We start from the raw sequence: 24822 nt of genomic DNA, 5'->3' as shown, positions 1-24822 counted from the left end.
TGACACTCCCAATCACGTGTTTCATGCCTGACCGCCCGGTCAGGGAATCGCCGGCACTCTGTCACTCTGTCCGGTCAGGGGCAAGACAAGGGGTTGTATCCCGGACCCTTAATCACAAGGTAGGAAGCAAGCGCGACTCGCAAAAGGAGACTACCATGGGACTTCGCATCAACGACACTATCCCCGATCTGACGGTCGAGACCGATCACGGGGCAATAAGCCTGCATGACTGGATCGGCGACAGTTGGGCGATCCTGTTCTCGCATCCCAAAGATTTCACCCCGGTCTGCACGACCGAATTCGGTGCGGTGGCGCAACTCGCCGATGAATGGGCCAAGCGCGGCACCAAGGTCATGGGCATCAGCGTCGACGGAGTCGAGGATCACAAGAAATGGAAGGGCGACATCGAAACGGCAGGGGGCGCAAAGCCCGGGTTTCCGATCATTGCCGACACCGATCTGGCGGTTTCCAAAGCTTTCGACATGCTGCCTTCCGAAGCCTATCTGCCCGACGGCCGCACGCCAAATGATACCGCCACCGTGCGGTCGGTCTTCATCATCGGGCCTGACAAGAAACTGAAGCTCAGCATGACCTATCCGATGAATGTGGGGCGCAACTTTGCCGAAGTGCTCCGCGCGCTGGACGGGTTGCAGACGGCCGCCAAGAACGGTGTCGCGACCCCTGCCAACTGGGAAGTGGGTCAGGACGTGGTCATCCCCACGGCTGTGTCGGATGCCGATGCCAAGGAAAAATTCGGTGAATTCAGAACGGTCCTGCCCTATCTGCGCATGACCAAACTTCCGGGTTAAGCCCTTTGTGGCTTGAACGCGATCTGCGCGCGATATGCCGCGCGCTTGACTTCCCGCGCCAGTTTCCCGCTGGCGCGGGTTTTTGTCTGGATGGTCGAGCCGCCGATCTCGCCTGCGATCTCGCGGTTGCCATTGGACAGCAACGCATGGATGGGCTGCCCGGTTGCCCAATGCATCTGCAACCATGTATCCACAGGCCGGTCGATCTCCTCACTGGCTCTCAGCAGGCGCTCAGCCGCCCGTGCGCCCACCGCCATGCAGATGCATTGCAGGCCAATCACTTTCGGCAGGATCAGCTGTAAATCCCCTTCACTGGCCAACACTTGGACCGGAAGCTCACGTGCCTTCACCGGCAGGCGGACAACCATCTCGGGTGTCATATGCGCATCCAGTATCTGCAGCGCACGGGCAAAGCGCTTGGGCTCCACGGCCAGATCATCCTCAACGACAAGCGCACGCTCCCACCCGCGATCCAGGATGGTCTGCCAGCACCGTCGATGGCTTTGAAACACCCCGATCTCAGCCGGGCGCAGGGCAAAGGGATACCGTGGCGCATACAGGTCACCCGCGTGGGTCTTCACGCCCGCCACCTGCGCCGGGTCGCGCCCATCCACGGCCTCGAGCAACTCTGCGTTTGGCAGATCCAGCAGCAACTGTTCCGCATTTGCGCGTCGGGCTGTGCTTTGAGACATATGGATGATCAGGCTGTGCATGGCTTCTGCATACCGCGCCCGCGCCTGTCTCGCCAGAGATCTAAACCGATGGCGCGAACATGCGCCTTCTGATGCAGCGAGCCCAAAGAAAAAGGCCCCCGGAGATCCGAGGGCCTTTCATCATTCAGGACGGACCGCGTTATTCCGCGTCTTCCTTTTTCTTTTCTTCTTGTGGGGCTTCCTGGCCGGTCTCCTGATCAACGACTTTCATCGACAGGCGAACCTTGCCGCGATCATCAAAGCCAAGCAGTTTCACCCAGACTTCCTGACCTTCCTTGAGCACATCCGAAGGATGGTTCAGGCGACGGTTTTCAATCTGGGAGACATGCACCAGGCCGTCACGCTTGCCAAAGAAGTTCACGAAGGCACCAAAGTCGACGATCTTGACGACCGTACCTTTGTAAATGCCGCCTTCTTCTGGCTCGGCCACGATCGAGTAGATCATGTCATAGGCCTTCTTGATCGAATCTGCGTTCGGCGAAGCGATCTTGATGATGCCTTCGTCGTTGATATCGACCTTGGCACCAGACACTTCGACGATCTCGCGGATCACTTTACCGCCCGATCCGATCACTTCACGGATTTTGTCGGTTGGGATCTGCATCGTCTCGATCCGCGGCGCGTGGACCGAGAAGTCACCCGCTTCGGTCATGGACTTGGCCATTTCGCCCAGAATGTGCAGGCGACCGTCCTTGGCTTGCGCCAGGGCTTTCTCCATGATCTCGGGCGTGATGCCTGCGACCTTGATATCCATCTGCAGCGACGTGATGCCGTTTTCCGTTCCCGCAACCTTGAAGTCCATATCGCCCAGGTGATCCTCGTCACCCAGAATGTCGGTCAGGATTGCATAGGATCCGTCATCTTCCAGGATCAGACCCATGGCCACACCGGCAACTGGTGCTTTCAGCGGAACGCCCGCATCCATCATCGACAAGGAGCCACCGCAGACTGACGCCATTGACGACGAGCCGTTGGATTCAGTGATCTCTGACACCAGACGAATGGTGTAAGGAAAGTCGGTCGAGGCAGGCAGAACCGCCTGCAGCGCACGCCATGCCAGTTTGCCATGTCCGATCTCACGGCGGCCCGGAGGGCCCACGCGACCGGCTTCGCCCACCGAATAGGGAGGGAAGTTGTAGTGCAGCAGGAAGTTCGATTTGAAATTCCCGTGCAGCGCGTCGATGAATTGCTCATCATCGCCGGTACCCAGCGTGGTGACGACCAGACCTTGTGTCTCGCCACGTGTAAACAGGGCCGAGCCATGTGTCCGTGGCAAAAGCCCGGTTTCACAAACGATCGGACGCACTGTCGTGGTGTCACGCCCGTCAATCCGCTTGCCGGTTTTCACGACATCGCCCCGCAGGATCGACGCCTCAAGCTTTTTGAGGGCCGAACCGAGGTTGGCATCTGCCAGTTGCTCTTCGCTCAGGCTGTCGGTGATCGCGGTCCGTGCGGCTGCAACGGCTGCGGTCCGTTCTTGCTTGTCTGTGATTGCGAATGCTGCGCGCATTTGCGTTTCACCGGCAGCTTTCACGGCGGCATAGAGATCCGAGTAATCCGGAGCCTGATAGTCAAACGGCTCTTTCGCGGCATCTTCGGCCAGATCGATGATCAGGTCGATGACCGGTTGGATCTGCTCATGTGCGAATTTCACCGCGCCCAGCATTTCCGCTTCGGTCAGCTCATAGGCTTCGGATTCCACCATCATCACCGCGTCCTTGGTCCCGGCAACCACCAGGTCCAGACGTTGTTCGGGGTTCATGCGCAGTTCGTGCATGTCATCCACAGTGGGGTTCAGAACGTATTCGCCGTCCGAAAAGCCCACGCGGCAGGCACCGATCGGACCCATGAACGGAACGCCCGAGATGGTCAGCGCCGCAGAGGTTGCAATCATTGCCACCATGTCAGGGTCATTGACCAGATCGTGCGAGAGCACGGTGCACATGACCAGCACTTCGTGCTTGAAGCCTGCTGCGAACAGCGGGCGGATCGGACGGTCGATCAGACGCGCTGTCAGCGTCTCTTTTTCCGTCGGGCGCGCCTCGCGCTTGAAGAAACCACCGGGCACTTTGCCGGCGGCATAGTATTTTTCCTGATAGTGAACGGTCAGCGGAAAGAAATCCTGACCGGGTTTGGGCGATTTGGCGAAGGTCACGTTAGCCATAACGCTGGTTTCACCCAATGTGGCAATGACCGAGCCATCTGCCTGACGGGCAATCTTGCCCGTTTCCAGTGTGAGCGTTTCTTCGCCCCACTGCATCGACTTCGTAGAAATGTTAAACATCATCGTTTCCTGTTTGGGAGCACTCCCAGGCGTATCCCGGGTCTCCCGTTTGACTGGCGGCCCCATTGCCGCCGACCCCAATCCTTGTTTGCGAACGCTGGGGTCCAAAGCGTTACGTCTCAGATAACCGGGGCCATACAGGAGTTTGCGCGGTTTGGAAAGCCGGGATGGTTTAGGGTGATTCAGCGCTTGGGATCGCTTGCCCCGATGATCAGAGCTTGCATGTCTCGGGCCTTTTGGATCTGCGCATGGCGCATATCCACAGTCTGCAAGCGCAGCTGGTGACCGGTTTTTGCTTTCTATGACCCGCCTTGGCGGTATGCTTACTTTATCGCGGTCAAATCATGGTCACACTGCGCCCGCGTCGATGCCATAATTCTCTTGTGTAGATAGGACTTTGAGCAGGGCAGTGATCTGCGATTGAAATGGTGTGTGTGGCAAGCTTATGAAGAACCGCGTTCTGTCTCTGATTGCTCTTTTGTTTGTGCTTGTCGCATGCGGAGAGCGTGAAAACCCCGATCAGCCGGCGCGCATCCTTGCCATGGGCGATTCACTGCTGGCATCGCATTCGGCGGCCAAGGCGTCGATCTCCTATCGGGTCGAGGCCTATCTGGGTGAACCTGTGATTGACCGCTCTGTCTCGGGGGCGCGGATGATCAACAATTTGCCTGTCAGCAGCGCGCTTGGCATGCGGATATCACAGCAGTTCATGCCGGGTGATTGGGATTGGATCATCTTGAATGGCGGTGGCAACGACCTTTGGATGGCCTGTGGATGTATCGCCTGCGACACGCGTATTGATCGGATGATCGCGCCTGATGGCAGCGACGGCAAGATCGCGGATCTGGTGTCTGAACTGCGCTCTACCGGGGCCAGGGTTATCTATGTCGGCTATTTGCGCAGCCCTGGTCGCGGCTCACCGATTGAGCATTGCCGGGATGAAGGCGACAAGCTGGAGGAGCGTATCGCCCGCATGGCAGAGGATCGGGACGGGGTGTATTTCCTGTCGCTGCGTGATTTGGTTCCATACGGAGACGGCTCGTACCACGCGGCTGACATGATCCATCCTTCGCAGAAGGCCAGCAATGCCATCGCTGCAAAGATTGCAAAGATCATAAGCGACGCCAGCTGAGTGTCAGCTTGGGTTGCCAAAATGAAAACGCCCGCTTGAAACAAGCGGGCGTTCGCAATTTCAGTGACCGTCTCTGGCTTAGCGGCGCAGGCCGAGGCGTTTGATCAGGTCTTGGTAACGGGCCGGGTCTGTGCCGTTGAGATAGTCCAGCAGCTTACGACGCTGGGCCACCATCTTCAGCAGGCCGCGGCGGCCGTGGTTGTCTTTTTTATGTGTCTTGAAATGCTCAGTCAGCGTCGCGATCCGCGAGCTGAGGATTGCAACCTGAACTTCGGGCGAACCGGTGTCGCCTTCTTTGGTTGCAAAGTCTTTCATGACCTGAGCTTTTACTTCTGCAGTAATCGACATCGGGGTCTCCTTACGGGGTTAAGGTGAATGGCGCAGGCCGGGATGTCGTCCAGCACAGGCCCTTGGAGAGCTCCATCCGCAACCTCCTTCAAAAGGCGATTCCGGATTGGATGGGCGCGTATAGGCGGAATTGACGAGGATAGCAAAGGCTTTGTGCCAGCCCCAAGTCAGGCGATCAGTTCAGCATCAGACCACGTGTCGCCGCCTCGGCGCGGGTGAGAAGGGCGATGTTATCTTCGCTCAGCGCGGCCCCGCCACGCAAGACGGCGATGATGTCTCCGTCCAGGACCAATTGAACTGTATCCGGGTCTTCAGCATTCGAAAGAAGCTCGATCTCGGGTTCTGCCCCGCCAACGCCATTCCAGATCATGATCAAGCGGTCCTCGGTCACGTTGAAATCGATCACCTCCACCGGGTGATCCGGACCAATCCAATCCCCAAGAAAGATCGTGTCAGCCCCGTCGCCCGTGTCCACGACATCGCCCGTACCTGGCGTGATCGCATCCGAGCCGCCACCTCCGTTCAGGAAGTCCACATCATCCGTATCGCTTCTTTCTGCGTTCAGGACCGTGCCCGACAGGATATCATCGCCCCATCCGCCAAATAGCGTATCGGACCCCAGATCACCGCGCAGGCTGTCATTGTCCAGCCCGCCATGCAGCGCGTCGTTTCCTGTGCCGCCAGCCAGGCTGTCATTCCCGGCAGAGCCGAACATCTGGTCGTCCCCGTCCTGACCATCAAGGCTGTCGTCATCATTCCCGCCATAGGCCGTGTCATTGCCGGTACCGCCAAACAGCCGATCTGCGCCGTCCTCGCCGTGCAATCTGTCATCATCCGCGCCGCCGAACAGCGTGTCGTCGCCGTCCGCGCCATGCAGGTCGTCCTGCCCCGACCCACCCTTGATCAGATCGGCACCGCCATATCCCGAGATCTCGTCATTGCCGGCACCGCCGCGGATCGTGTCATCACCATCGCCGCCGGACAGCGTGTCAGCCCCGTCCGAGCCGATGAGTTCAAGAAGATCCAACCCCCGGGGATCAGGATCCGGAGGAGGCGGCGCGTCATCAATGCCTTCGGCCGCGCCGGGGACATCGTCATCGGGATCCAGGAAACCGGCCATGCCAGCCGCACCAACGGCGATCATTCCCATCAAACCTGCCAACCACAGCATCACTGCCCCACATGAAACCAAAGAGAACCGCAGGCCGTGACCCTGACACGCCACGGGTCGCCCGGTCAAAGCCAAGCTGATCTCGTGGTTAACCGTTTCTTGCTGGTCTCAGACCCAAGGTTCGGGCTGCTGGGTGTATGAAATGTAAAGCGGGTGTTTGGGATGCCCCGCCTTGCTGAGCCCGAGATGAAACAGGGTATGTCCCGCCCCGCGCAAAAGCGCTTCGACTTTCGAGCCGCGCTTAAGATGCGCGCCATGGGTGCCCCATGCGGCGACGATCTGGTCAGCCCATTCGGCTCCCTGCAGGATGGCAGCATCATTGGCGTCACCGACGGGATCGCGAGCCGCGCGCATGTTACGGGGATCGGTGTCGCGCCATGCGAAAATGTTGGTCACCTGAAAGGCTCCGAACCCCAACGCCCGGGCGCGACGCTCGCAGCGTTCGACCGTAGGGTCATTCTGAACCTCTGTGGCTGTCGATGGGTTCAGCATCACGAACAAAGCCTTGCGCCCGTCCGGTTCCCAGACCCGGGTCAGGCTATACCGGTAGCGTTCGCAATCGGAATAGACCGCCGTCGAGGGCGCATCGCCCTTGATATGCGTCCGCGTGATCATCTAGTCCTGATTGAACACGCGTGACGGGTGCAATTCGCCCGATTTATAGATGCCGACCGCAATGGCCTTGCCATCCAGAGAGGCCCAGGCTTCGTCGCCGTATTCAACGTCTGATGCGATCACCATGCCGGGGTTGCCATTGCACAGACGCGTGGCCCCCTCAGCGGTGCAGCGCAGTTCGGGCAGATCATGCAGACCCACCTCAAGCGGCTTCAGATAAGCGTCAAGCTTGGGGTCGTGAGCCATCGCTTCGATCTGATCAAGGGTCAGCCCGTCTTTCGCCTCGAACGGACCTGACCAGATGCGACGCAGGGACACGACATGACCAAAGCAGCCCAGAGCCTCGCCCAGATCGCGTGCGATCGAGCGGACATATCCGCCCTTGCCGCAGATCATCTCCAACGAGACGTGATCGGCATCGGTGCGGTCGGTCATCACAAGTTCTTCCACCCAAAGGGGGCGGGCGGACAGTTCGACCTCTTCCCCGTCTCGGGCCATCTTGTAGGCGCGCTGCCCGTCGATCTTGACAGCGGAAAACTTGGGCGGCACCTGCATGATATCGCCGACAAATCCGCCAAGGGCCTGTTTTATCTGCTCATCCGTGGGGCGGATGTCACTGCTGGCAATCACTTCGCCTTCGGTGTCATCGGTATTGGTCGCCTGCCCCAACCGCACGATAAAGGAATAGGCTTTCAGAGCGTCGGTGATGTAGGGCACGGTTTTCGTGGCCTCTCCCAGAGCAATGGCCAGAACACCTGTGGCTTCGGGGTCCAGCGTGCCCGCGTGACCTGCCTTCTTCGCCTGAAGTGCCCAGCGAACCTTGTTGACCACGGCGGTCGAGGTGAGACCGGCGGGTTTGTCAACCACCAGCCATCCGGATATGTCGCGTCCCTTGCGTGCCAAAGCGCTGCCTTTTGTTTAGTGGTTGTTCGGAAAGATCGCCTTATACGCGGCTGCTCTTGAGGGTCAATCGGCCTGCCGTACCACGCCGATGATTGGTCCCATGCGAAAGCCTTTGTCATCCCGGTTCAGCGGTGGGGCGTAGATGCGCGAAATGTTGCCGTCCAGAAACAACGCATTGGGCAGTCCCAGATCGTCGCGAAAGAAGCGGCCGAATTCATGGAATGTCACCGGGATCCGCGAGATCACGAAGACGACGCGGCTGCCATCGGCGCTTGTCCCGACTCCGTTGCGGATAAAGCGCGAGGTGCTCTCGGGCAGAAACCGTGGATGCAATGCGCCGTCGATCACCAGCATCGGGCCGGATTGCGTGGCATGGATGCAGGCAGGCGGTGCGGCGGCAAAGCGTTCTGTTTCGATGACGTCTGCCCGGGTTTCACGGATGCAAAAGACACCGTTGGGCACAAGGCCGAAATTGCCCGGGCTTGCCCCCCGGATCAGGCGCATTTTCTCTTCGCCGTGTTCAATGTACAATCCGACCGGCGCGCGGTCTTCGTGATACATCCCGCCATTCATGCCGAAAGCCAGTGTTCTGCCTTCCGCCGCAAGCGTGTCCTTTACCGTGTCGAACTGGGCAAGCGGCGTTCCATCGTCGTCGTTCAGGAACAGTCTTATGTCTGCCTGCCGCGCGTCCACTTTACATACCGCATAGATATTGTTGCCTTGCGCCATCTCGCGGCAGTCGAGCGATTCAGCAAAGCTCACCGAGGCGCTGCCCAGAAAAATGCCAAGGGCGGCAGCGACTGGTTTCACTCGTCCACATCCCGCCGCACGACGTCCTGAGCCATTATGCGGCGCGTATCGTCCATACGATCAAAGGTCTCGTCCAACTGAAATCGCAGGTCAGGTGCATATTTCAAAGCGAGTTTCTTGCCGATGATGCGGCGCAGTTCGTGCTTGTTGCGCGCCAGCAGCTTGAGGACCTCGTCCGAGCCCTTGCCACCCAAGGGCAGCACGAAGGCCGTCGCGATCTTGAGATCGGATGAGGTGCGCACCTCGCCCACGGTGATGGACAGGCGATTCAGATCGGGGTCATGTATATCCCCGCGCGCCAGCACTTCGGCCAGCGTCCGTCGGATCAATTCGCCCACGCGCAGCTGTCGCTGCGACGGGCCCGATCCATCATGAAACTTGTTCTTTCCCATGGCTCTTCACTTAAGCGGTCGGCCAGCCTTTGCCAAGCAGGTCAGGCTTGGGTAAGAGGGCTGGGCAGAATGACAGGAGCAAGAGCCAGATGACACAGCTTCCCGGAATTGTGGTGACCGGAGCCTCCGGGCGGATGGGCCAGATGCTGGCTCAGGTGATCAGCAGCAGCGACAAGGCCCGACTGATCGGGGCCGTCGAGCGAACGGGCCATGCATGGGTTGGGCAGGATCTTGGCTCGGCGATGGGCGGGGCACCTTTGGGCGTCACGGTGACGGATGATCCGCTGGAGGCCTTTGCCCAAGCGCAGGCCGTTGTCGACTTTACTGCACCTGCTGCAACTCTGGAGTTCGCCAAGCTGGCGGCACAGGCGAGGCTGGTCCATGTCATCGGGACAACGGGCTTTACCGATGCGGAGATTGCAGCGCTTGAGCCATCCGCGCGTCATGCGGTGATCGTGCGGGCGGGCAACATGAGCCTTGGCGTGAATCTGCTGGTTCAGCTCACAAAGAAGGTGGCAGCGGCGCTGGATGAGGATTTCGACATCGAAGTGATCGAGGCGCATCACAATCAGAAGGTGGATGCTCCGTCCGGCACGGCCCTCATGCTGGGTGAAGCCGCCGCCGAAGGGCGTGGCGTGTCATTGGGCGATGTGTCTGACCGGGGGCGCGATGGGATCACGGGTGTCCGCGAGGCCGGTCGCATCGGGTTTTCCGCCATTCGTGGCGGCGATATCATCGGAGAGCATGACGTCATGTTCGCGGGCCCGGGCGAGCGAATCATTCTGCGCCATGTGGCCAGTGATCGCGCGCTTTTTGCCCGAGGGGCGCTGCGTGCTGCGCTTTGGGGGCAGGGAAAGCCGCCGGGTTCTTATGACATGATGGATGTTCTGGGCCTCTGATGCCCGTTCCAGTGCAGATTCGCGCGAATTGAGTGCATATTTTGCTCTGAAAAGTGATCCAAATCGGTTAGAAGCGCGTAATCAGTTTATATTCGTAATTCGGCGTTTCTTGAGGGTTTGTCCTGTGCGTACATATCTGCTCTCTGCTGCTTTCGCGTTCATGGCTGGTCCGGTCCTTGCCGACTTTGCCAAGATTGCTGATGAAAACCAATTCAAACAGGTGGTCGGTGGAAAGACACTGACCCGCCCTTTTGTCGAGCTTGAAGTCAGCCCGACGGGCGAGATATCGGGCATGGGTGCACGCTGGGAAGTGACCGGTAAATGGGCCTGGCAAGATGGCTATTTCTGCCGTGATCTGGATTGGGGTGGAACCGATCTGGGTTACAATTGCCAGGAAGTCCGGATCAATCAGGATCGCATCCGGTTCACGTCGGACCGTGGACAGGGCCAATCGGCGATTTTCCGTCTGCGCTGAGCTATCAGTGATGCTTTGAGATTGGGGCGTGGCAGATGTGCCGCGCCTTTTTTGTGCCCAGCGGGGATCGCATGCGCACTGCCCGGGTCACGTCAGCACGAGCAATCCGCAGGGCGCGCCTCAGAAGTCTATGGCAAGGCCCTTCTTTTCCCAGTCCCCGTATCGCACGGGCTCGGGACCATCGCGACCGCCAAGTTCTTTGGGAAGCGGTTCTTTTGCCTCGGCCTCTTTGCGGCGGGCTTCGGCTTCGGCCAGAGCGCGCTGGGCGGCAGGCGGCAGCTGGTCGCGGTCTGTGTCTGTCATGCCGGGTTCCTTTGTCTTCACAGCCTTGATATACGCCCGCTTCCGTCCGGGGCAAGGTCAGCAAAGCCGAGGTTTCATGAGCGACACAGGTGTACAGGCGCGACGCAGCGCCATTTATCTGCTGGATCAGATCCTCGGTGAGGGACGTCTGATGTCCGAGCTGCTTGCATCGGGTGCTCTGGATCGGCTCGACCCGCAGGATCGCGCCCGTGCGCAGCGGCTTGCCACGCAGACGTTGCGCGGCCTCGAGCGCGCTGACCGACTGTTGCAGAAGCATTTGCGCAAATATCCACCGCTTACCATCCGTAACACGCTGCGGCTTGGCACGGTCGAACTCTGTCAGGGCGAGGCGGCCCATGGGGTGGTGAATTCCATGGTCAGTATCGTGTCTCAAAGCAAACGCCATGGGCAGCTGAAAGGGCTGGTGAACGCGGTGCTGCGCAAGATCGCGGATCAAGGGCCTGCTGCATGGGATACGCTGCGTATTCCGCGCTTGCCCAAATGGCTGCGGGTTCCGTTGGTGACAGCCTGGGGGGCAGAGGCCGTAGCCGGGATGGAACGCGCACAATTTGCCGGCGCAGCGATGGATTTGTCACTTAAATCTGCAAACGACGGTCTGGTCGCCGAACTGGGGGCAGAAGTGTTGCCCACGGGCTCGCTGCGTCTGCGTGAGGCTGGTCAGGTCTCGACCTTGCCCGGGTTTGAAGAGGGAGCCTGGTGGGTGCAGGACGCGGCCGCGGCGATCCCGGTTCTGTGTCTTGACCCTCAGCCCGGCGAGCGGGTGATTGATTTATGCGCCGCACCGGGCGGAAAGACGCTGCAACTGGCCGCAGCAGGTGCCCGGGTCGTGGCGGTTGATACCTCCGAGTCGCGCATGGGACGGGTGCGCGAGAACCTGACTCGTACCGGTCTGAGCGCCGAGCTGCGTGTCGGCGATGCGCTTGAACAAACCGGCGAATATGACGCCGTCCTGCTTGATGCGCCCTGTTCGGCCACGGGTACGATCCGCCGTCATCCTGATCTGCCCTTTGCCAAGGACGGGTCGGAGTTCATGGCATTGTTCGAGTTGCAGAGCCGACTGCTGGATCATGCATGGACGCTTTTGCGGCCGGGTGGGCGGCTGGTCTATTGCACCTGCTCTCTCTTGCCTGATGAGGGGGAAGTCCAGATCACCGACGCGCTGGAACGTCTGAGCGGAGCCGTCGTCGAGCGCGAGGCCTTGAACAAACCGGGGCTGGATCCCGACTGGATCACGCCCGAAGGTGGTCTGCGTCTGCGTCCGGATTACTGGGCTGAACTGGGCGGAATGGACGGATTTTACATCGCCGTTCTGCGCAAAGAATAGATCACGCAATAAGCCCGGTGACTTGGGCGCGTCATAGAGCTATGATCTGGTGAAACGCCAGAGAGCGTATGAGGCAGAGCATATGTCATCCCAATCCCGGCTGTCGGAACAGCAGGCGCGACTACTAAATCGGCTTTATGCCCGGCTCAGCCGTCGGCAAACGGCAGCGCGTGGTTTCGTGTCCTCTCCCGAGCCCCGCACGATAGGGTCTTTCGCGCGCGGACGACAGCTTGTTGCCGGAAACCTGCTGTTCAGCGGATATCTGATCGAAGCGCAGGATACAGACCTCTGGGCCATCGAGCCACCTGACCTGACCTATGCAGAAGACATCAACGGTTTTGCCTGGCTGGATGACCTGGCCTCGGTTGGCGATGCACCGGCACGCGCGCTGGCGCAGAAATGGGTATGGGGCTGGATCGAGACCCATGGCGATGGTTCTGGCCCGGGATGGACGCCGGATCTGACCGGCAGGCGCGTCATTCGCTGGATCAACCATGCCCTTTTCTTGCTGCGCGGTCTGGAAAAACCGGAAAGCGAGGCTTTTTACGGCTCGCTGGCCCGTCAGACGTGGTTTCTGGCAAAGCGCTGGCAGGGCGCGGCACCGGGATTGCCCCGGTTTGAAGCGCTCACTGGCTTGATCTATGCGGGTCTTGCGCTGCAGGGCAAAGAGGCGCTGGCCACACCGGCGATCAACGCTCTGGCGCGGGAATGCAGCGCGCAGATTGACGATCAGGGTGGGCTGCCGACGCGCAATCCCGAAGAACTGCTGGATGTGTTCATGTTGCTGACCTGGGCTGCTGCTGCGCTGACGGATGCCGGGCACAAGGTACCGGACGCGCAGGTCGCTGCCATAGAACGGATTGCGCCAACTCTGCGGACCCTGCGGCATTCTGATGGAGGGCTGGCACGGTTTCATGGTGGCGGTCGTGGGTTGGAAGGGCGGCTGGATCACGCGCTTGCCGCCTCCGAGGTGAAAGAACGCCATCGCGATGGGCTTGCGATGGGCTATGCCCGTCTGTCGGGCGGGCGGACCAGCATCGTGATCGATGCCAGCGCGCCGCCAAAAGGACATGCCTCGCTCAACGCACATGCATCCACGCTTTCATTCGAGCTGACATCCGGGCGTCGCCCGCTGATCGTGAATTGCGGATCGGGGAAAAGCTTTGGCGCTGAATGGCGCCGTGCCGGCCGCGCGACTCCGTCCCATTCCGTGCTCTGCCTTGATGGGTTTTCCAGCGCGCGGCTGGGTGAGGTACCGCGCGGCAGTCAGACCGAACCTCTGGTCTCGGCACCAAAGGATGTGCCGTTCGAAATGTCTGAGCTGTCCGATGGCATTCGCTTTGAGGGTGGACATGACGGCTATGTCGCCTCGCATGGGCTGACCCACGCCCGTATTCTGGAGATGAGTTTTGATGGCCGCGGTCTGGCGGGTGAAGACATGCTGTTGGCGCTTCAGGATCCGCACAAGGTGCTGTTTGACAAGGTGCTTGATGCAACCAAGCTGAAGGGTGTGCCCTATGCCGTGCGGTTTCATCTGCACCCGGAAGTAGATGCGACAGTCGATCTGGGGGGCGCGGCGATCTCGATGGCGCTCAAGAGTGGCGAAATCTGGGTGTTCCGTCACGACAGCGGGGCAAGATTGTCTCTTGAACCCAGTGTTTTTCTTGAAAAAGGCAGGCTCAAGCCACGCGCGACAAAACAGATTGTTCTATCTGGGACAGCAATGGAGTATGCGACCCGCATCCGGTGGTCGCTGGCCAAGGCACAGGACACAGCCATAGGCGTGCGCGATCTCAACCGGGACGAGCTTGAATTCAACGACTGACCGATAAGGCTGCCTTTCCCATGACCGATCTTTCTCCCGTTCGCCGCGCGCTGCTTTCCGTATCCGACAAGACCGGATTGATTGAACTGGGCCGTGCGCTCTCGGATCGGGGGGTTGAACTGCTCAGCACGGGGGGGTCGGCCAAGGCGCTGCGCGAGGCCGGGCTGACGGTGCGTGATGTGGCCGAGATCACCGGATTTCCCGAGATGATGGATGGCCGGGTCAAGACGCTTCATCCGATGGTGCATGGCGGGCTGTTGGCGCTGCGCGATTCAGACAGCCACCTGGCGGCCATGAAACAGCACGGCATTGGCGCGATCGACCTGCTGGTGGTGAACCTCTACCCGTTTGAAGAGACGGTCGCCAAAGGCGCTGACTATGACACCTGCGTCGAGAATATCGACATCGGTGGTCCGGCGATGATCCGGGCTGCGGCCAAGAACCATGCCTTCGTCACTGTTGTGGTGGATGTTCAGGACTATGAGCCGCTTCTGGCCGAACTGGATGCCAATGACGGCGCAACCTCTTATGGGTTTCGTCAGCGTCTTGCCCAGATAGCCTATGCGCACACCGGAGCCTATGATGCGGCCGTGTCCACATGGATGGCAGGCGCGCTGGGCGAGACCGCGCCGCGCCGCCGCGTGATTGCCGGTGAACTGGCGCAGAGCTTGCGCTATGGCGAAAACCCCCATCAACAAGCTGCTTTCTATATCGATGGATCGGCGCGGCCGGGGGTTGCAACGGCTGTGCAGCACCAGGGTAAGGAGCTGAGCTATAACAACATCAACGACACGGATGCGGCTTTTGAACTGATCAGTGAGTTTGCGCCCCAGGATGGTCCGGCCTGTGTCATCATCAAGCACGCCAACCCCTGCGGCGCGGCGCGGGGGCGCACGCTGAAGGAGGCCTATCAAAAGGCGTTCGATTGCGATCGCACCAGCGCATTTGGCGGGATTGTCGCGCTGAACCAGCCTTTGGACGGTGAAACGGCGCAGGAGATCACCGGGATATTCACCGAGGTGGTGATCGCGCCCGGGGCTGATGATGAGGCAGTCCGTATTTTCAGCAAGAAGAAGAACCTCAGGTTGCTGACAACCGCAGGCCTTGCGGATCCGCGCAGCGCGGGTCTGGCCTTCAAGCAGGTGGCTGGCGGTTTGCTGGTGCAGGACAAAGACGCGGGGCATGTCGATCTTGCGGATATGAAGGTGGTTACAAAGCGCCAGCCAACCGATGCCGAGATGGCTGATCTGCTCTTTGCCTGGACGATCGCGAAACATGTGAAGTCCAACGCCATTGTCTATGTCAAGAACGGGGCCACTGTCGGCGTGGGTGCAGGCCAGATGAGCCGGTTGGACAGCGCGCTGATTGCGGCTAGGAAAGCCGAACGCATGGCTGAAGCCCTGGGCTTGCCGGCGTCATTGACCCAAGGATCGGCTGTGGCCTCGGATGCGTTCTTTCCTTTTGCGGATGGATTGATGGAGGCGGCGGCGGCAGGGGCCACGGCGGTCATCCAGCCGGGCGGATCCATGCGCGACGAAGCGGTGATCGCCGCTGCGGATGAGGCGGGGCTGGCCATGGTGCTGACCGGCATGCGCCATTTCCGCCACTAGGAGGCAGAGGATGCGATTGGTTTTCTGGGCCGGGTTCTGGGCCTTCCTTCTGGATCAGGCCAGCAAATATGTCATGTTGCATGTGCTCAGCCTCAGTCAGATTTCCGGTATCGACGTCTTTCCACCGCTGTTGCAGTTCCGTTACGGCGAGAACCGCGGCATAAACTTCGGCCTTTTCGGCGATGCGCCCGATGTGATGCGCTGGGTGCTTGTCGTATTTTCAATTCTTGTTGTTCTGGGTGTGCTCTGGTGGATACGCCGGTTTCAGGACAATCGCTGGATGACGATGTCGGCGGGTTTTCTGATCGGTGGTGCCCTGGGCAATGTGGTGGATCGGATCGCCTATGGATTTGTGGTGGATTTCCTGAACATGTCCTGCTGCGGGATCAACAATCCCTATGTGTTCAACATAGCGGATATCTTCATCTTTGCCGGAGCCATCGGTCTGATCTTGTTTGAAGGTCGCGACCGAGGTAAAAACGCTGCGTGACCTTGGAGTTCGGTTCCGCTAGATAGTCCCTGAACGGTCTGGAGGGTGGCAATGGCCTTGTCCCGATGTGCACTTTTGATAGCGGTTCTGGCAGTTGCCGGATGTTCGAACGCGGGTCTGCGTGATCTGCGCACCAATGGTGCGGGTCCTGATGAATTCCTGATCATGCCGGTCAAGCCTCTGACACAGCCTGCCAATTTTGCTGAACTGCCTGAACCGACGCCAGGTGGCACCAACCGCACCGACCCACAGCCCAATGTGGACGCCATTGTGGCGCTTGGCGGACGCGCCTCGGCGCTGGAAGATCAGGGGGTGCCGTCTTCGGATGGCGGGCTGGTCACCTACGCGAGCCGCAATGGCGTACCTGAGAACATCCGCCAGACTCTTGCGCAGGAAGATCAGGATTTCCGCAACCGTCGCGGGCGACTGACACAGTTCCGTCTGTTCCGGACAGATCGGTACAATCAGGTCTATAACCAACAGATGCTCAACCCCTTCGAGGTCGAGCGTCAGTTCCGCGGTGCCGGCATTGCGACCCCCTCGGCACCCCCCGAGTTTCAATGAGCCCTCACAAATCCGCCATGACCGCTTGAATGGCGCGAGACAAGACGTAGGTTCAGTTTCAACCTGACAGGAGGAACCGCCTATGTTGCGTGCCATCACGTTGGCTTTGGGTCTGAGCGTGGCCACTTCGCTCACGCATGCGCAAGAGATTGACGATGTTGTCACCAGCTTTGAGCTGGACAATGGTATGCAGGTGGTGGTGATCGAAGATCACCGCGTGCCGGTGGTGCAGCACATGGTCTGGTACCGGGCTGGATCGGCAGATGAACCAATCGGATCATCGGGTGTGGCGCATTTCCTTGAGCACTTGTTGTTCAAGGCAACGGATACGCTTGAATCCGGTGAACTTTCGGCCACCGTCGCGGCCAATGGGGGGCGCGACAATGCCTTTACCAGCTGGGATTACACGGCCTATTTCCAACGCGTTGCCGCGGACCGCCTGGATCTCATGATGCAGATGGAGGCCGATCGCATGGTCAACATCCGCCTTACCGAGCGTGACATCGTCACCGAGCGCCAGGTCATCCTGGAAGAGCGCAACCAGCGTGTGGAAAACAACCCGCGCGCCTTGTTCTCGGAACAGATGAACGCCGCGCAATATCTCAACCATCGCTATGGCGTGCCGATCATCGGCTGGCGTCATGAAATGGAGGCGCTGGATATGGAGGATGCAATATCCTTCTATGACATCCATTATTCGCCCAACAACGCGATCCTGATCGTGTCAGGGGATGTCGATCCTGAAGAGGTGCGCGCATTGGCCGAAATCCACTATGGCGTGATCCCTGCAAATCCCGCTCTGCCCGAGCGTATCCGCTCGCAAGAGCCGCCCCAGCGGGCCGAGCGGCGTGTGATCTATCGCGACGCACGCGTGGCACAGCCCTATGTGAGCCGGTCCTATATCGCACCTGAACGCGACAGCGGTGCACAGGAAAAGGCGGCTGCCTTGGTGTTCCTGGCGGAGATTCTGGGCGGGGGCACGACGTCCTACCTGGCGGAAAAGCTGCAGTTTGACAGCCAGGTCGCGGTCTTCACGGGCGCTTTTTACAGCGGGGTGTCACTGGATGATACCAGCTTTGATGTCATCGTTGTGCCGGCTCCGAATGTGACGTTGGAAGAGGCCGAAGCGGCAATGGATACTGCACTGGCCCAGTTCATCGAGGATGGTGTCGACGCAGAACAGCTTGACCGGATCAAGATGCAGTTGCGTGCCTCGGAAATCTATGCGCGCGACAATGCCGAAGGCATTGCCAACCGCTATGGTCGCGCGTTGACCTCGGGTCTGACAATTGCGGATGTTCAGGCCTGGCCGGATATTCTGCAGGCGGTTACGGCCGAGGACATCGTCGAGGCGGCGCGTGCCGTATTACGTCCGGAAGCGTCAGTCACGGGTTGGCTGATGCAGGCAGAGGAGGTTCTGCAATGATCCGCTTTCTTGCAGCTGTTTTCAGCGTCGTGCTGCTGTCACCCGCCTGGGCGGATGTGGACATAAAGGCCGTTGAAACCCCGGGCGGCATCACCGCCTGGCTGGTCGAAGATCACTCGATTCCCTTCATGGCGCTCGAGTTGAGGTTTCGTGGGGGAACGTCTCTGGATGATGTGAATGCGCAGGGCGCGACCAACCTGATGGCGGGACTTCTCGAAGAAGGGGCCGGTGATCTGGATGCACGTGAATTCGCGCGCTCGCTGGAATCGCTGGCGGCCTCGATCAGATTTGACTCCAGCGATGATGATGTCTCGATCTCGGCCCGCTTCCTGAGTGAAAACCGCGACGAAGCGGCGGCTCTGTTGAAGCTGGCGTTGACGCAGCCGCGCTTTGATGCAGACGCGATCGAGCGCGTGCGCCAACAGGTGCTTTCAGGCCTGCGGTCTGATGCGCAGGACCCCAATGACATTGCGGGCATCACATTCTCGGCGATGGCCTATGGCGATCACCCCTATGGACGTTCAGGCAAGGGGACGGTCGACAGTGTCGCCGCCCTCACACGCGAGGATCTGCAGGCGGCGCATCTTGGTGCCCTCGCGCGGGATCGGCTTTATGTCGGGGCCGTTGGCGATATCACCGCGGAAGAGCTGGGCGTCTTTCTGGACGATCTGCTTGGTGATCTGCCTGAAACCGGTGCTCCTATTCCCGGTCCGGCCCAGGTGACGCTGAGCGGGGGTGTGACGGTTGTTCCCTACGATACGCCGCAATCTGTTGCGCTGTTCGGCCATATCGGGATCGAACGGGATGATGAGGATTTCTTTGCGGCGTTCGTGATGAACCACATTCTGGGTGGGGGCGGTTTTGAAAGCCGTCTGATGACCGAGGTGCGTGAGAAACGCGGCCTGACCTATGGGGTGTATTCCTATCTGCTGCCCAAGGATCTGGCCGCGGTTTACATGGGCAGTGTGGCCTCGGCCAATAATCGGGTGGCGGAAGCGGTCGAGGTGATCAAGGCGGAATGGGCGCGCATGGCCACCGAGGGCGTCACGGCCGAAGAACTGGATGCGGCCAAGACCTATCTGACGGGAGCCTATCCACTGCGTTTTGACGGCCATGGGCAGATTGCAAGCATCATGACGGCAATGCAGATGCAGGGTCTGGGTTTGGATTACATCACGACCCGGAATGACAAAGTGAATGCGGTGACGCTTGAGGATATCTCGCGGGTGGCAGAGCGTGTTCTGCAGCCTGAGAACCTGCGCTTTGTCGTGGTTGGCCAGCCCGAAGGGCTGCCTGTCGCAACCGAATAGACGCAAGGGCCTGGCAAGGCGCTCCTTTTCAACAATCAAGCGCGGGGAAACAGGAATTTCCCCGCGCTTTCTGCTGGTGACTCGACTCAAGTCATCCTGCGCGCTAAATCGGACCATAACAGGAACATTTAGAACCTTGATATGATCCGCCATGCCCAACCGCCGCACCCTGTCTCTTTGGTTTCCCCGTCTTGGTGCAGAACGCCTGATGCGTATGGGCCATGGTCTGGACGACATCCCACTGGCCATCGTCGCCGAGGAGCGCAATGCACAGGTTATCTCGTCGCTCAATCAACAGGGTGAGGCGGCTGGCCTTTATATTGGCCAGCCCCTGCGGGATGCCCATGCGATGTGTGCGAATCTTCTGACGAAAAGTCGCAACATCCCTGCCGAGACTCAGTTCCTGATGGCGCTGAGGCGCTGGGCAGGCAAATTCTCACCCTGGGTGGCGCAAGAGGGGCAGGATGGCTTGATCGTCGATCTGACAGGCTGTGCGCATCTCTTTGGGGGAGAAAAGGCGCTGTGTGGCGTGGTGCAGACGGATTGTGCCGATCTGGGGCTGACGGTGCGTATTGGGCTGGCGGACAGCCGTGGCGCGGCTTGGGCTTTGGCGCGCTATGCCGGGCGCAGGCCGGGGGGGCAGCGCTCGGGCGATGCGATAGATCAGGAGGCGCGCGCGACGCGCTCGCGGGCGGTGCGCAGGAGACATTCGAACAAGGGCGGTACAGCGCCCGATGAGGTCAGGGCGGATACTGTGGATGTGGCCTCTATCGCGCCTCCGGGGCAGAGCTATGGGGCGCTGAGCCCCTTGCCTGTCGCAGCGTTGCGGCTGGACGCGGAAATGGTTGCACAATTGGGCCGTCTGGGCCTGCGACGCATCGGTGATCTGCTGGGTCAACCCCGTGCCGGGCTGGCGCGGCGGTTTGGCAAGGGGCTGGTGCTACGCCTGGATCAGGCCATGGGCAGTGCGCCGGAACCGGTCTCTCCGGCGCGCCCGCCGCTCCATTTCGCGATGCGGATGACAATGCCGGACCCCATTGGTCTGGAGGAAGATTTGCTGGCTGCGATTGACCGGATGTTGCCGCGTCTGTGCGAGAAACTGGAGGCGCAGGGCCGGGGTGCGCGCAGTATACGGCTGGAAGCGCATCGCACTGATCAAGCGGCCGAAGTGGTGACCGTGGGTCTGGCGCGCCCGGCTCATACGCCTGATCGCATCCGGCCTCTTCTGGCGCTCAAGCTTGGCGGTATCGACGCGGGCTTTGGCATCGACATGCTGCGGATCGAAGCGGTGGAGACAGAATTGCTGCAGGTCCGCACCACAGTCGGTCATGCCGATGCCGGGCGCGCGGTCACCATGCGGCTTGCAAGCAATACGGCCATGGATGATCTGATCGGCAAACTGGGTGCGCGCGTGGGTTTGGAGGCGATTACACGCCTGCATCCGGCCTCCAGCCATATCCCGGAAAAGACATCAAAGATCATGGCTGCGGCCTGGTCAGACCCGGCCCCGGATTGGCCGGTCCCACCGGTGCCGCGCCCCCTGTGCCTGTGGCACCCTGAACCGGTTCAGGCTTTGGATGTCCCGCAGCTTTCAGCGCAGTTTCGCTGGCGGGGGCGTGACTGGCAATTGCTTCAGGCCACGGGGCCGGAACGGATTGCGCCGGAATGGTGGCTGGATGATCCCAATTGGCGTTCGGGTGTACGGGATTACTGGGTCGTGACCACCGCGCAGGGCGAGCGGTTGTGGCTGTTTTACGGACATGGGGGGACGATGTCTTCGGGGTGGTTTTGTCAGGGAAGTTTCGCGTGAGCCTGACATCTGCCGTCAGCCTGATTTGGTTGACTGAAACCGCATCCGCTCAGGCTGCCGCAATCCCACCCCGGACAAACTCCGCCGCCAGATCGGCATAGGCCGCGCGGCTCAGGCCCTTGCCGGGGCGATGCCACATGTAAAACCAGTTGAGAATGCCGAAGACCGTCATCGTCACGGCGCGCAGACGGTCCGGGGGCAGGTCCGGGCGCTCTGACGTCACCGCATCGGACATGATCGCGACCAGCCGGCGTTGCAGGGTGATCAGGGGGGTCTGCATCTCGGGTGGCAGGGTCGCAAGCGCATCCAGCTGCAGTTTGTGTTCTGCATCCGCGTCCTCATAGGCGGCGAGGATCGCGCGGATCAGGCCCGGCAGGCCTTCGGATTTCGCATCATCCACCACATCCACCAATTCCGACAGATGGGTGTCGAGGATATCAAAGAGCAGGGCCTCCTTGCTGTCATAGTAGTGATAGATCAGCGCCTTGGAGACGCCGCAGTCCCGCGCCGCGCCAGTCATCGAGGCGCGGTCATAGCCATGGGTGGCAAAATATGCCGCTGCCCCCTTGCGCAGGGCCGCGCGTTTTTCATCGTGATCCTTTGCGATCCCGCGTGGCATCAGGTCTTGGGGCGCTTGTCCAGAATGCGGACGGCCTTCCCTTGCGAGCGTTCCACACCGCCGGGATCGGCCACATCGATCTTGACCGAAATACCGACTGAAGCCTTGATCTTATGCGCCAGATCGGCGGCTGCATGGGCGCGATCATCTTTGCCCGAAAAGCCTTCGGCTGCTTCGGTCAATACACGCATCTGATCCATCCGGTCAGGGCGCGAGAGTTCGATCTGGAAATGCGGGGCAAGGCCTTTGACAGTCATCAACTGTTCTTCGATCTGGGTGGGGAAGACATTGACACCGCGCAGGATGATCATGTCGTCGCTCCGCCCGGTGACCTTTTCCATCCGCCGCATCGATCGGGCCGTACCGGGCAAAAGTCGGGTCAGATCGCGGGTGCGATAGCGGATGATCGGAAAGGCTTCCTTGGAGAGCGAGGTAAAGACAAGTTCCCCGATCTCGCCATCGGCAACGACCTCGCCGGTCTCGGGGTTGATGATCTCGGGATAAAAATGGTCTTCCCAGATGTGAAGGCCGTCTTTGGTCTCCACGCATTCATTGGCGACACCGGGACCCATGACTTCGCTCAGCCCATAGATGTCGACCGCATGCATATCAAAGGCCTGCTCGATTTCCATGCGCATGGCATTGGTCCAGGGCTCTGCGCCAAAGATGCCGACTTCCAGGGAGCTTTCGCGCGGATCAAGGCCTTGAGCCGCGTATTCATCAAGTATCGACAGCGCGTAGGACGGCGTCACGGTGATGCCTTTGGGTTTGAAATCCTCGATGAGGCGGACCTGGCGCTGGGTCATGCCGCCCGAGATCGGAACTGTCGTGAGCCCCAGTGCATCTGCGCCCAGATGAATTCCCAGACCTCCGGTAAAGAGACCATAGCCATAAGCATTGTGAAGCAAGTCACCCGGTCTGAGGCCGGACGCGCGCAGGGACCGCGCGACCACTTCGCCCCAGACATCGAGGTCTTTCTGGGTATAGCCGACAACTGTCGGTTGGCCTGTGGTGCCAGAAGAGGCGTGGATACGCGCCACCTGATCGCGCGGGACAGCGAACATGCCAAACGGGTAATTGTCGCGCAGGTCTTTTTTGACGGTGAAGGGAAACCTTGCAAGGTCTTCCAGACTGGTCAGGTCATCGGGGTGAACACCTGCCGCATCAAAGCTTGCCTTGTAATGGGGGACGTTGTCATAGGCATGTTTCAGCGACCATTTCAGACGATCAAGCTGTAGCGCGGCGATCTCGTCGCGTGAGGCGATCTCGATCGGGTTCAGGTCTTCGCGGCGTGGGGTGAGATCTTTCATCAGGCTTTCTCCAGCAGCAGGGCGATGCCCTGTCCAACGCCAATGCACATCGTGCAGATGGCGCGATCGAGATCGTTCTGGGTCATGGTGATGGAGGCGGTGAGGGCCAGACGTGTGCCTGACATGCCCAGCGGGTGGCCAAGCGCGATTGCACCACCGTTCGGATTCACGTGATCGGCGTCATCGGGCAAGCCCAGCTGCCGCATTACCGCCAGACCTTGTGCGGCGAAAGCCTCGTTCAGTTCGATCAGGTCAATATCGGAAATGCTCAGACCGTTCATCGCCATCAGCTTCTCGGTGGCGGGCGCAGGACCGATCCCCATGATGCGGGGCGGAACACCGACGGTGGTCATCCCTGTGATGCGCGCGCGCGGTGTCAGGCCATATTTTTCTACGGCGGCCTGTGATGCAACAATCACCGCCGCCGCCCCGTCATTGACACCCGAGGCATTGCCAGCAGTCACCGAGCCACCCTCACGGAAGGGCGCAGGCAGGCTGGCCAGTTTTTCCAATGTGGTCTGGCGGGGGTGTTCATCCGTGTCGACGATCGTCGGATCGCCTTTGCGCTGGGGGATCGCGACAGGCGTGATTTCGCGCGCCAGGCGACCGTTGGCGATTGCTGCCAGAGCCCGTGTTTGCGAGCGCAGCGCGAAAGCATCCTGTGCGTCGCGGGTGATGTCATAGTCTGTCGCGACATTCTCGGCGGTCTCGGGCATGGAATCGGTGCCGTAGTGCTTGTGCATCTGGCGGTTCACAAAGCGCCAGCCGATGGTTGTGTCATAGATCTCGGCACGGCGAGAGAACGCGGCATCCGCCTTGGGCATGACCAGCGGAGCGCGCGACATCGATTCAACGCCGCAGGCGATCACCACATCGGCCTCGCCGGTGCGCACGGCGCGCGCGGCAGTCCCGACCGCATCAAGGCCCGAGCCGCAAAGCCGGTTGATCGTCCCTCCCGGAACCGTGTCGGGAAGTCCTGCCAGCAATGCCGCCATACGCGCCACGTTTCGATTGTCTTCGCCGGCCTGATTGGCGCAACCTGCCAGGACTTCGTCCACTGGCATGTTCGGGTGGGCCTTCATGACTTCGGCGATCACATGGGCAAGCATGTCATCGGGGCGCACACTGGACAGGGCACCGCCATAGCGGCCAATGGGCGTGCGCAGCCCGTCGCAAAGATAGGCGTGGGTCATGTCTGCTCCTCGTCGAAATGCTGGCCCTTGATGGTGCGCGACAGGCCGCGGAACACCGCGACCTTACGCCCATCCTGGCCGGTTACAGTGATGTCATAGACGCCCGAGCGCCCGGCTTTCGCGGTTTCCACGGCATGGGCGGTCAGGCGTTCGCCACCCTTTCCGGGAGACAGGTAAGTGATCTGGTTTTCCTGCGCTACGGTCAGCTGGTTATAGCTGTTGCAGGCAAAGGCAAAGGCGCTGTCGGCCAACGTAAAGATATAGCCGCCATGGCAGATGTAATGCCCGTTCAGGTGATGCGACTGAACCTCGAATGACAAGGTGGCGGTGCCGGGGCCGACTGCATCAAGGCGCATGCCAAGCCATTTGCTGGCGGCATCGTTCTCCCACATCACTGCAGCGCTTTTTTCAGCGCGGGCTTGTGGCGTCATGGCTGTGATCCTCCCATATGCGTCAACCTGCACAA

General features: G+C 60.2%; 25 protein-coding genes. 12 read left to right on the top strand and 13 right to left on the bottom strand.

The features are described 5' to 3' along the window. Positions 1-155: 155 nt before the first annotated feature. On the top strand, positions 156-809 hold the full coding sequence (locus WAO69_RS16935) for a peroxiredoxin (protein WP_422181300.1): 654 nt from the start codon (positions 156-158) through the stop codon (positions 807-809). On the opposite strand, the gene WAO69_RS16930 is transcribed toward WAO69_RS16935, so the two are convergent. Both WAO69_RS16930 and pnp read right to left on the bottom strand, forming a co-directional pair. Then, on the bottom strand, positions 806-1522 hold the full coding sequence (locus WAO69_RS16930) for a glycosyltransferase family 25 protein (protein ID WP_422181298.1): 717 nt from the start codon (positions 1520-1522) through the stop codon (positions 806-808). The genes WAO69_RS16935 and WAO69_RS16930 overlap by 4 nt on opposite strands. Positions 1523-1661: 139 nt before the next feature. Next, positions 1662-3806 (bottom strand): polyribonucleotide nucleotidyltransferase, encoded by a 2145-nt coding sequence (gene pnp / locus WAO69_RS16925; protein ID WP_422181296.1) that lies wholly within the window; start codon positions 3804-3806, stop codon positions 1662-1664. 445 nt (positions 3807-4251) lie between these two features. Between pnp and WAO69_RS16920 the strand changes: the two genes are divergently transcribed. Further along, positions 4252-4938 (top strand): SGNH/GDSL hydrolase family protein, encoded by a 687-nt coding sequence (locus tag WAO69_RS16920; protein ID WP_422181294.1) that lies wholly within the window; start codon positions 4252-4254, stop codon positions 4936-4938. Positions 4939-5016: 78 nt separating this feature from the next. Here WAO69_RS16920 and rpsO read toward each other — a convergent pair whose 3' ends face one another. From rpsO to rbfA, 6 genes are all read right to left on the bottom strand, one after another. Further along, positions 5017-5286, bottom strand: a complete 270-nt coding sequence (rpsO, locus tag WAO69_RS16915; RefSeq protein ID WP_422181292.1) for a 30S ribosomal protein S15 — start codon at positions 5284-5286, stop codon at positions 5017-5019. A 175-nt stretch (positions 5287-5461) separates the two neighbouring features. Next, the gene (locus tag WAO69_RS16910; protein ID WP_422181290.1) at positions 5462-6457 is read right to left on the bottom strand and encodes a calcium-binding protein; all 996 of its coding nucleotides are present in this window, start codon (positions 6455-6457) and stop codon (positions 5462-5464) included. Positions 6458-6565: 108 nt separating this feature from the next. Further along, the gene (locus WAO69_RS16905) at positions 6566-7072 is read right to left on the bottom strand and encodes a DUF1643 domain-containing protein (RefSeq protein WP_422181288.1); all 507 of its coding nucleotides are present in this window, start codon (positions 7070-7072) and stop codon (positions 6566-6568) included. Beyond that, positions 7073-7975, bottom strand: coding sequence for a tRNA pseudouridine(55) synthase TruB (gene truB, locus WAO69_RS16900; RefSeq protein ID WP_422181286.1), 903 nt, complete (start codon positions 7973-7975; stop codon positions 7073-7075). A gap of 63 nt (positions 7976-8038) precedes the next feature. Beyond that, positions 8039-8704, bottom strand: a complete 666-nt coding sequence (locus WAO69_RS16895; RefSeq protein ID WP_422181323.1) for a phosphodiester glycosidase family protein — start codon at positions 8702-8704, stop codon at positions 8039-8041. A 77-nt stretch (positions 8705-8781) separates the two neighbouring features. Next, positions 8782-9177 carry a 30S ribosome-binding factor RbfA gene (gene rbfA, locus WAO69_RS16890; protein ID WP_422181284.1) on the bottom strand — a complete coding sequence of 132 codons (396 nt, stop codon included), beginning with the start codon at positions 9175-9177 and terminating at the stop codon, positions 8782-8784. A gap of 89 nt (positions 9178-9266) precedes the next feature. Here rbfA and dapB point away from each other — a divergent pair, with 89 nt between their 5' ends. Together dapB and WAO69_RS16880 are read left to right on the top strand one after the other, a co-directional pair. Continuing rightward, positions 9267-10076: a 4-hydroxy-tetrahydrodipicolinate reductase gene (gene dapB / locus WAO69_RS16885; protein WP_422181282.1), complete on the top strand. Its 810-nt coding sequence runs from the start codon at positions 9267-9269 to the stop codon at positions 10074-10076. Positions 10077-10236: 160 nt separating this feature from the next. Next, positions 10237-10551 carry a dihydrodipicolinate reductase gene (locus WAO69_RS16880; RefSeq protein ID WP_422181280.1) on the top strand — a complete coding sequence of 105 codons (315 nt, stop codon included), beginning with the start codon at positions 10237-10239 and terminating at the stop codon, positions 10549-10551. Positions 10552-10671: 120 nt separating this feature from the next. Here the strand turns inward: WAO69_RS16880 and WAO69_RS16875 are convergent, their stop codons facing one another. Beyond that, entirely contained in the window at positions 10672-10854 is a 183-nt protein-coding gene (locus WAO69_RS16875) for a DUF1674 domain-containing protein (protein ID WP_422181278.1), read from the bottom strand. A gap of 76 nt (positions 10855-10930) precedes the next feature. Between WAO69_RS16875 and WAO69_RS16870 the strand changes: the two genes are divergently transcribed. From WAO69_RS16870 to WAO69_RS16835, 8 genes are all read left to right on the top strand, one after another. Then, positions 10931-12199: an RsmB/NOP family class I SAM-dependent RNA methyltransferase gene (locus WAO69_RS16870; protein ID WP_422181276.1), complete on the top strand. Its 1269-nt coding sequence runs from the start codon at positions 10931-10933 to the stop codon at positions 12197-12199. Between the two features lie 82 nt (positions 12200-12281). Next, positions 12282-14024 carry a heparinase II/III family protein gene (locus WAO69_RS16865; protein ID WP_422181274.1) on the top strand — a complete coding sequence of 581 codons (1743 nt, stop codon included), beginning with the start codon at positions 12282-12284 and terminating at the stop codon, positions 14022-14024. Between the two features lie 20 nt (positions 14025-14044). Next, positions 14045-15634, top strand: coding sequence for a bifunctional phosphoribosylaminoimidazolecarboxamide formyltransferase/IMP cyclohydrolase (gene purH / locus WAO69_RS16860; RefSeq protein ID WP_422181272.1), 1590 nt, complete (start codon positions 14045-14047; stop codon positions 15632-15634). A gap of 10 nt (positions 15635-15644) precedes the next feature. Further along, positions 15645-16124 (top strand): signal peptidase II, encoded by a 480-nt coding sequence (lspA, locus tag WAO69_RS16855; protein WP_422181270.1) that lies wholly within the window; start codon positions 15645-15647, stop codon positions 16122-16124. Between the two features lie 51 nt (positions 16125-16175). Beyond that, the gene (locus WAO69_RS16850) at positions 16176-16688 is read left to right on the top strand and encodes a DUF3035 domain-containing protein (protein ID WP_422181268.1); all 513 of its coding nucleotides are present in this window, start codon (positions 16176-16178) and stop codon (positions 16686-16688) included. Positions 16689-16770: 82 nt separating this feature from the next. Further along, positions 16771-18114: a M16 family metallopeptidase gene (locus WAO69_RS16845; protein ID WP_422181266.1), complete on the top strand. Its 1344-nt coding sequence runs from the start codon at positions 16771-16773 to the stop codon at positions 18112-18114. After that, on the top strand, positions 18111-19424 hold the full coding sequence (locus tag WAO69_RS16840) for a M16 family metallopeptidase (RefSeq protein WP_422181264.1): 1314 nt from the start codon (positions 18111-18113) through the stop codon (positions 19422-19424). Before WAO69_RS16845 ends, WAO69_RS16840 begins: the two co-directional genes overlap by 4 nt. Before the next feature lie 151 nt (positions 19425-19575). Then, the gene (locus WAO69_RS16835) at positions 19576-21234 is read left to right on the top strand and encodes a Y-family DNA polymerase (RefSeq protein ID WP_422181262.1); all 1659 of its coding nucleotides are present in this window, start codon (positions 19576-19578) and stop codon (positions 21232-21234) included. 49 nt (positions 21235-21283) lie between these two features. Here WAO69_RS16835 and WAO69_RS16830 read toward each other — a convergent pair whose 3' ends face one another. From WAO69_RS16830 to paaI, 4 genes are read right to left on the bottom strand one after another with little or no spacing between them, the layout of a single operon-like run. After that, the gene (locus tag WAO69_RS16830) at positions 21284-21853 is read right to left on the bottom strand and encodes a TetR/AcrR family transcriptional regulator (protein ID WP_422181260.1); all 570 of its coding nucleotides are present in this window, start codon (positions 21851-21853) and stop codon (positions 21284-21286) included. After that, positions 21853-23163, bottom strand: coding sequence for a phenylacetate--CoA ligase PaaK (paaK, locus tag WAO69_RS16825; RefSeq protein ID WP_422181259.1), 1311 nt, complete (start codon positions 23161-23163; stop codon positions 21853-21855). The genes WAO69_RS16830 and paaK overlap by 1 nt, the downstream gene beginning before the upstream one ends. After that, positions 23163-24356 carry a 3-oxoadipyl-CoA thiolase gene (gene pcaF, locus WAO69_RS16820; protein WP_422181257.1) on the bottom strand — a complete coding sequence of 398 codons (1194 nt, stop codon included), beginning with the start codon at positions 24354-24356 and terminating at the stop codon, positions 23163-23165. The genes paaK and pcaF overlap by 1 nt, the downstream gene beginning before the upstream one ends. Beyond that, a complete protein-coding gene (paaI, locus tag WAO69_RS16815; protein ID WP_422181255.1) occupies positions 24353-24787 on the bottom strand; it encodes a hydroxyphenylacetyl-CoA thioesterase PaaI in 435 nt (144 codons plus the stop codon). Before paaI ends, pcaF begins: the two co-directional genes overlap by 4 nt. Positions 24788-24822: the final 35 nt, after the last annotated feature.

This window comes from Aestuariivita sp. (assembly GCF_049276915.1).
Lineage (GTDB): Bacteria > Pseudomonadota > Alphaproteobacteria > Rhodobacterales > Rhodobacteraceae > Aestuariivita.
The sequence above is the reverse complement of the archived record's forward strand: the minus strand, read 5'-3'. Positions and strand labels throughout refer to the sequence as shown.

Bases quoted from the DNA above. Each gene is read 5' to 3' on its own strand.
- WAO69_RS16895 (WP_422181323.1), bottom strand. From the start codon at position 8,704: ATGGCGCAAGGCAACAATATCTATGCGGTATGTAAAGTGGACGCGCGG.
- WAO69_RS16910 (WP_422181290.1), bottom strand. From the start codon at position 6,457: ATGCTGTGGTTGGCAGGTTTGATGGGAATGATCGCCGTTGGTGCGGCT.
- WAO69_RS16830 (WP_422181260.1), bottom strand. From the start codon at position 21,853: ATGCCACGCGGGATCGCAAAGGATCACGATGAAAAACGCGCGGCCCTG.
- WAO69_RS16875 (WP_422181278.1), bottom strand. From the start codon at position 10,854: ATGACAGACACAGACCGCGACCAGCTGCCGCCTGCCGCCCAGCGCGCT.
- WAO69_RS16930 (WP_422181298.1), bottom strand. From the start codon at position 1,522: ATGCACAGCCTGATCATCCATATGTCTCAAAGCACAGCCCGACGCGCA.
- pnp (WP_422181296.1), bottom strand. From the start codon at position 3,806: ATGTTTAACATTTCTACGAAGTCGATGCAGTGGGGCGAAGAAACGCTC.
- WAO69_RS16880 (WP_422181280.1), top strand. From the start codon at position 10,237: ATGGCTGGTCCGGTCCTTGCCGACTTTGCCAAGATTGCTGATGAAAAC.
- paaK (WP_422181259.1), bottom strand. From the start codon at position 23,163: ATGAAAGATCTCACCCCACGCCGCGAAGACCTGAACCCGATCGAGATC.
- dapB (WP_422181282.1), top strand. From the start codon at position 9,267: ATGACACAGCTTCCCGGAATTGTGGTGACCGGAGCCTCCGGGCGGATG.
- paaI (WP_422181255.1), bottom strand. From the start codon at position 24,787: ATGACGCCACAAGCCCGCGCTGAAAAAAGCGCTGCAGTGATGTGGGAG.
- rbfA (WP_422181284.1), bottom strand. From the start codon at position 9,177: ATGGGAAAGAACAAGTTTCATGATGGATCGGGCCCGTCGCAGCGACAG.
- WAO69_RS16935 (WP_422181300.1), top strand. From the start codon at position 156: ATGGGACTTCGCATCAACGACACTATCCCCGATCTGACGGTCGAGACC.
- purH (WP_422181272.1), top strand. From the start codon at position 14,045: ATGACCGATCTTTCTCCCGTTCGCCGCGCGCTGCTTTCCGTATCCGAC.
- WAO69_RS16870 (WP_422181276.1), top strand. From the start codon at position 10,931: ATGAGCGACACAGGTGTACAGGCGCGACGCAGCGCCATTTATCTGCTG.
- WAO69_RS16920 (WP_422181294.1), top strand. From the start codon at position 4,252: ATGAAGAACCGCGTTCTGTCTCTGATTGCTCTTTTGTTTGTGCTTGTC.
- WAO69_RS16845 (WP_422181266.1), top strand. From the start codon at position 16,771: ATGTTGCGTGCCATCACGTTGGCTTTGGGTCTGAGCGTGGCCACTTCG.
- WAO69_RS16850 (WP_422181268.1), top strand. From the start codon at position 16,176: ATGGCCTTGTCCCGATGTGCACTTTTGATAGCGGTTCTGGCAGTTGCC.
- rpsO (WP_422181292.1), bottom strand. From the start codon at position 5,286: ATGTCGATTACTGCAGAAGTAAAAGCTCAGGTCATGAAAGACTTTGCA.
- WAO69_RS16835 (WP_422181262.1), top strand. From the start codon at position 19,576: ATGCCCAACCGCCGCACCCTGTCTCTTTGGTTTCCCCGTCTTGGTGCA.
- WAO69_RS16905 (WP_422181288.1), bottom strand. From the start codon at position 7,072: ATGATCACGCGGACGCATATCAAGGGCGATGCGCCCTCGACGGCGGTC.
- WAO69_RS16840 (WP_422181264.1), top strand. From the start codon at position 18,111: ATGATCCGCTTTCTTGCAGCTGTTTTCAGCGTCGTGCTGCTGTCACCC.
- lspA (WP_422181270.1), top strand. From the start codon at position 15,645: ATGCGATTGGTTTTCTGGGCCGGGTTCTGGGCCTTCCTTCTGGATCAG.
- pcaF (WP_422181257.1), bottom strand. From the start codon at position 24,356: ATGACCCACGCCTATCTTTGCGACGGGCTGCGCACGCCCATTGGCCGC.
- WAO69_RS16865 (WP_422181274.1), top strand. From the start codon at position 12,282: ATGTCATCCCAATCCCGGCTGTCGGAACAGCAGGCGCGACTACTAAAT.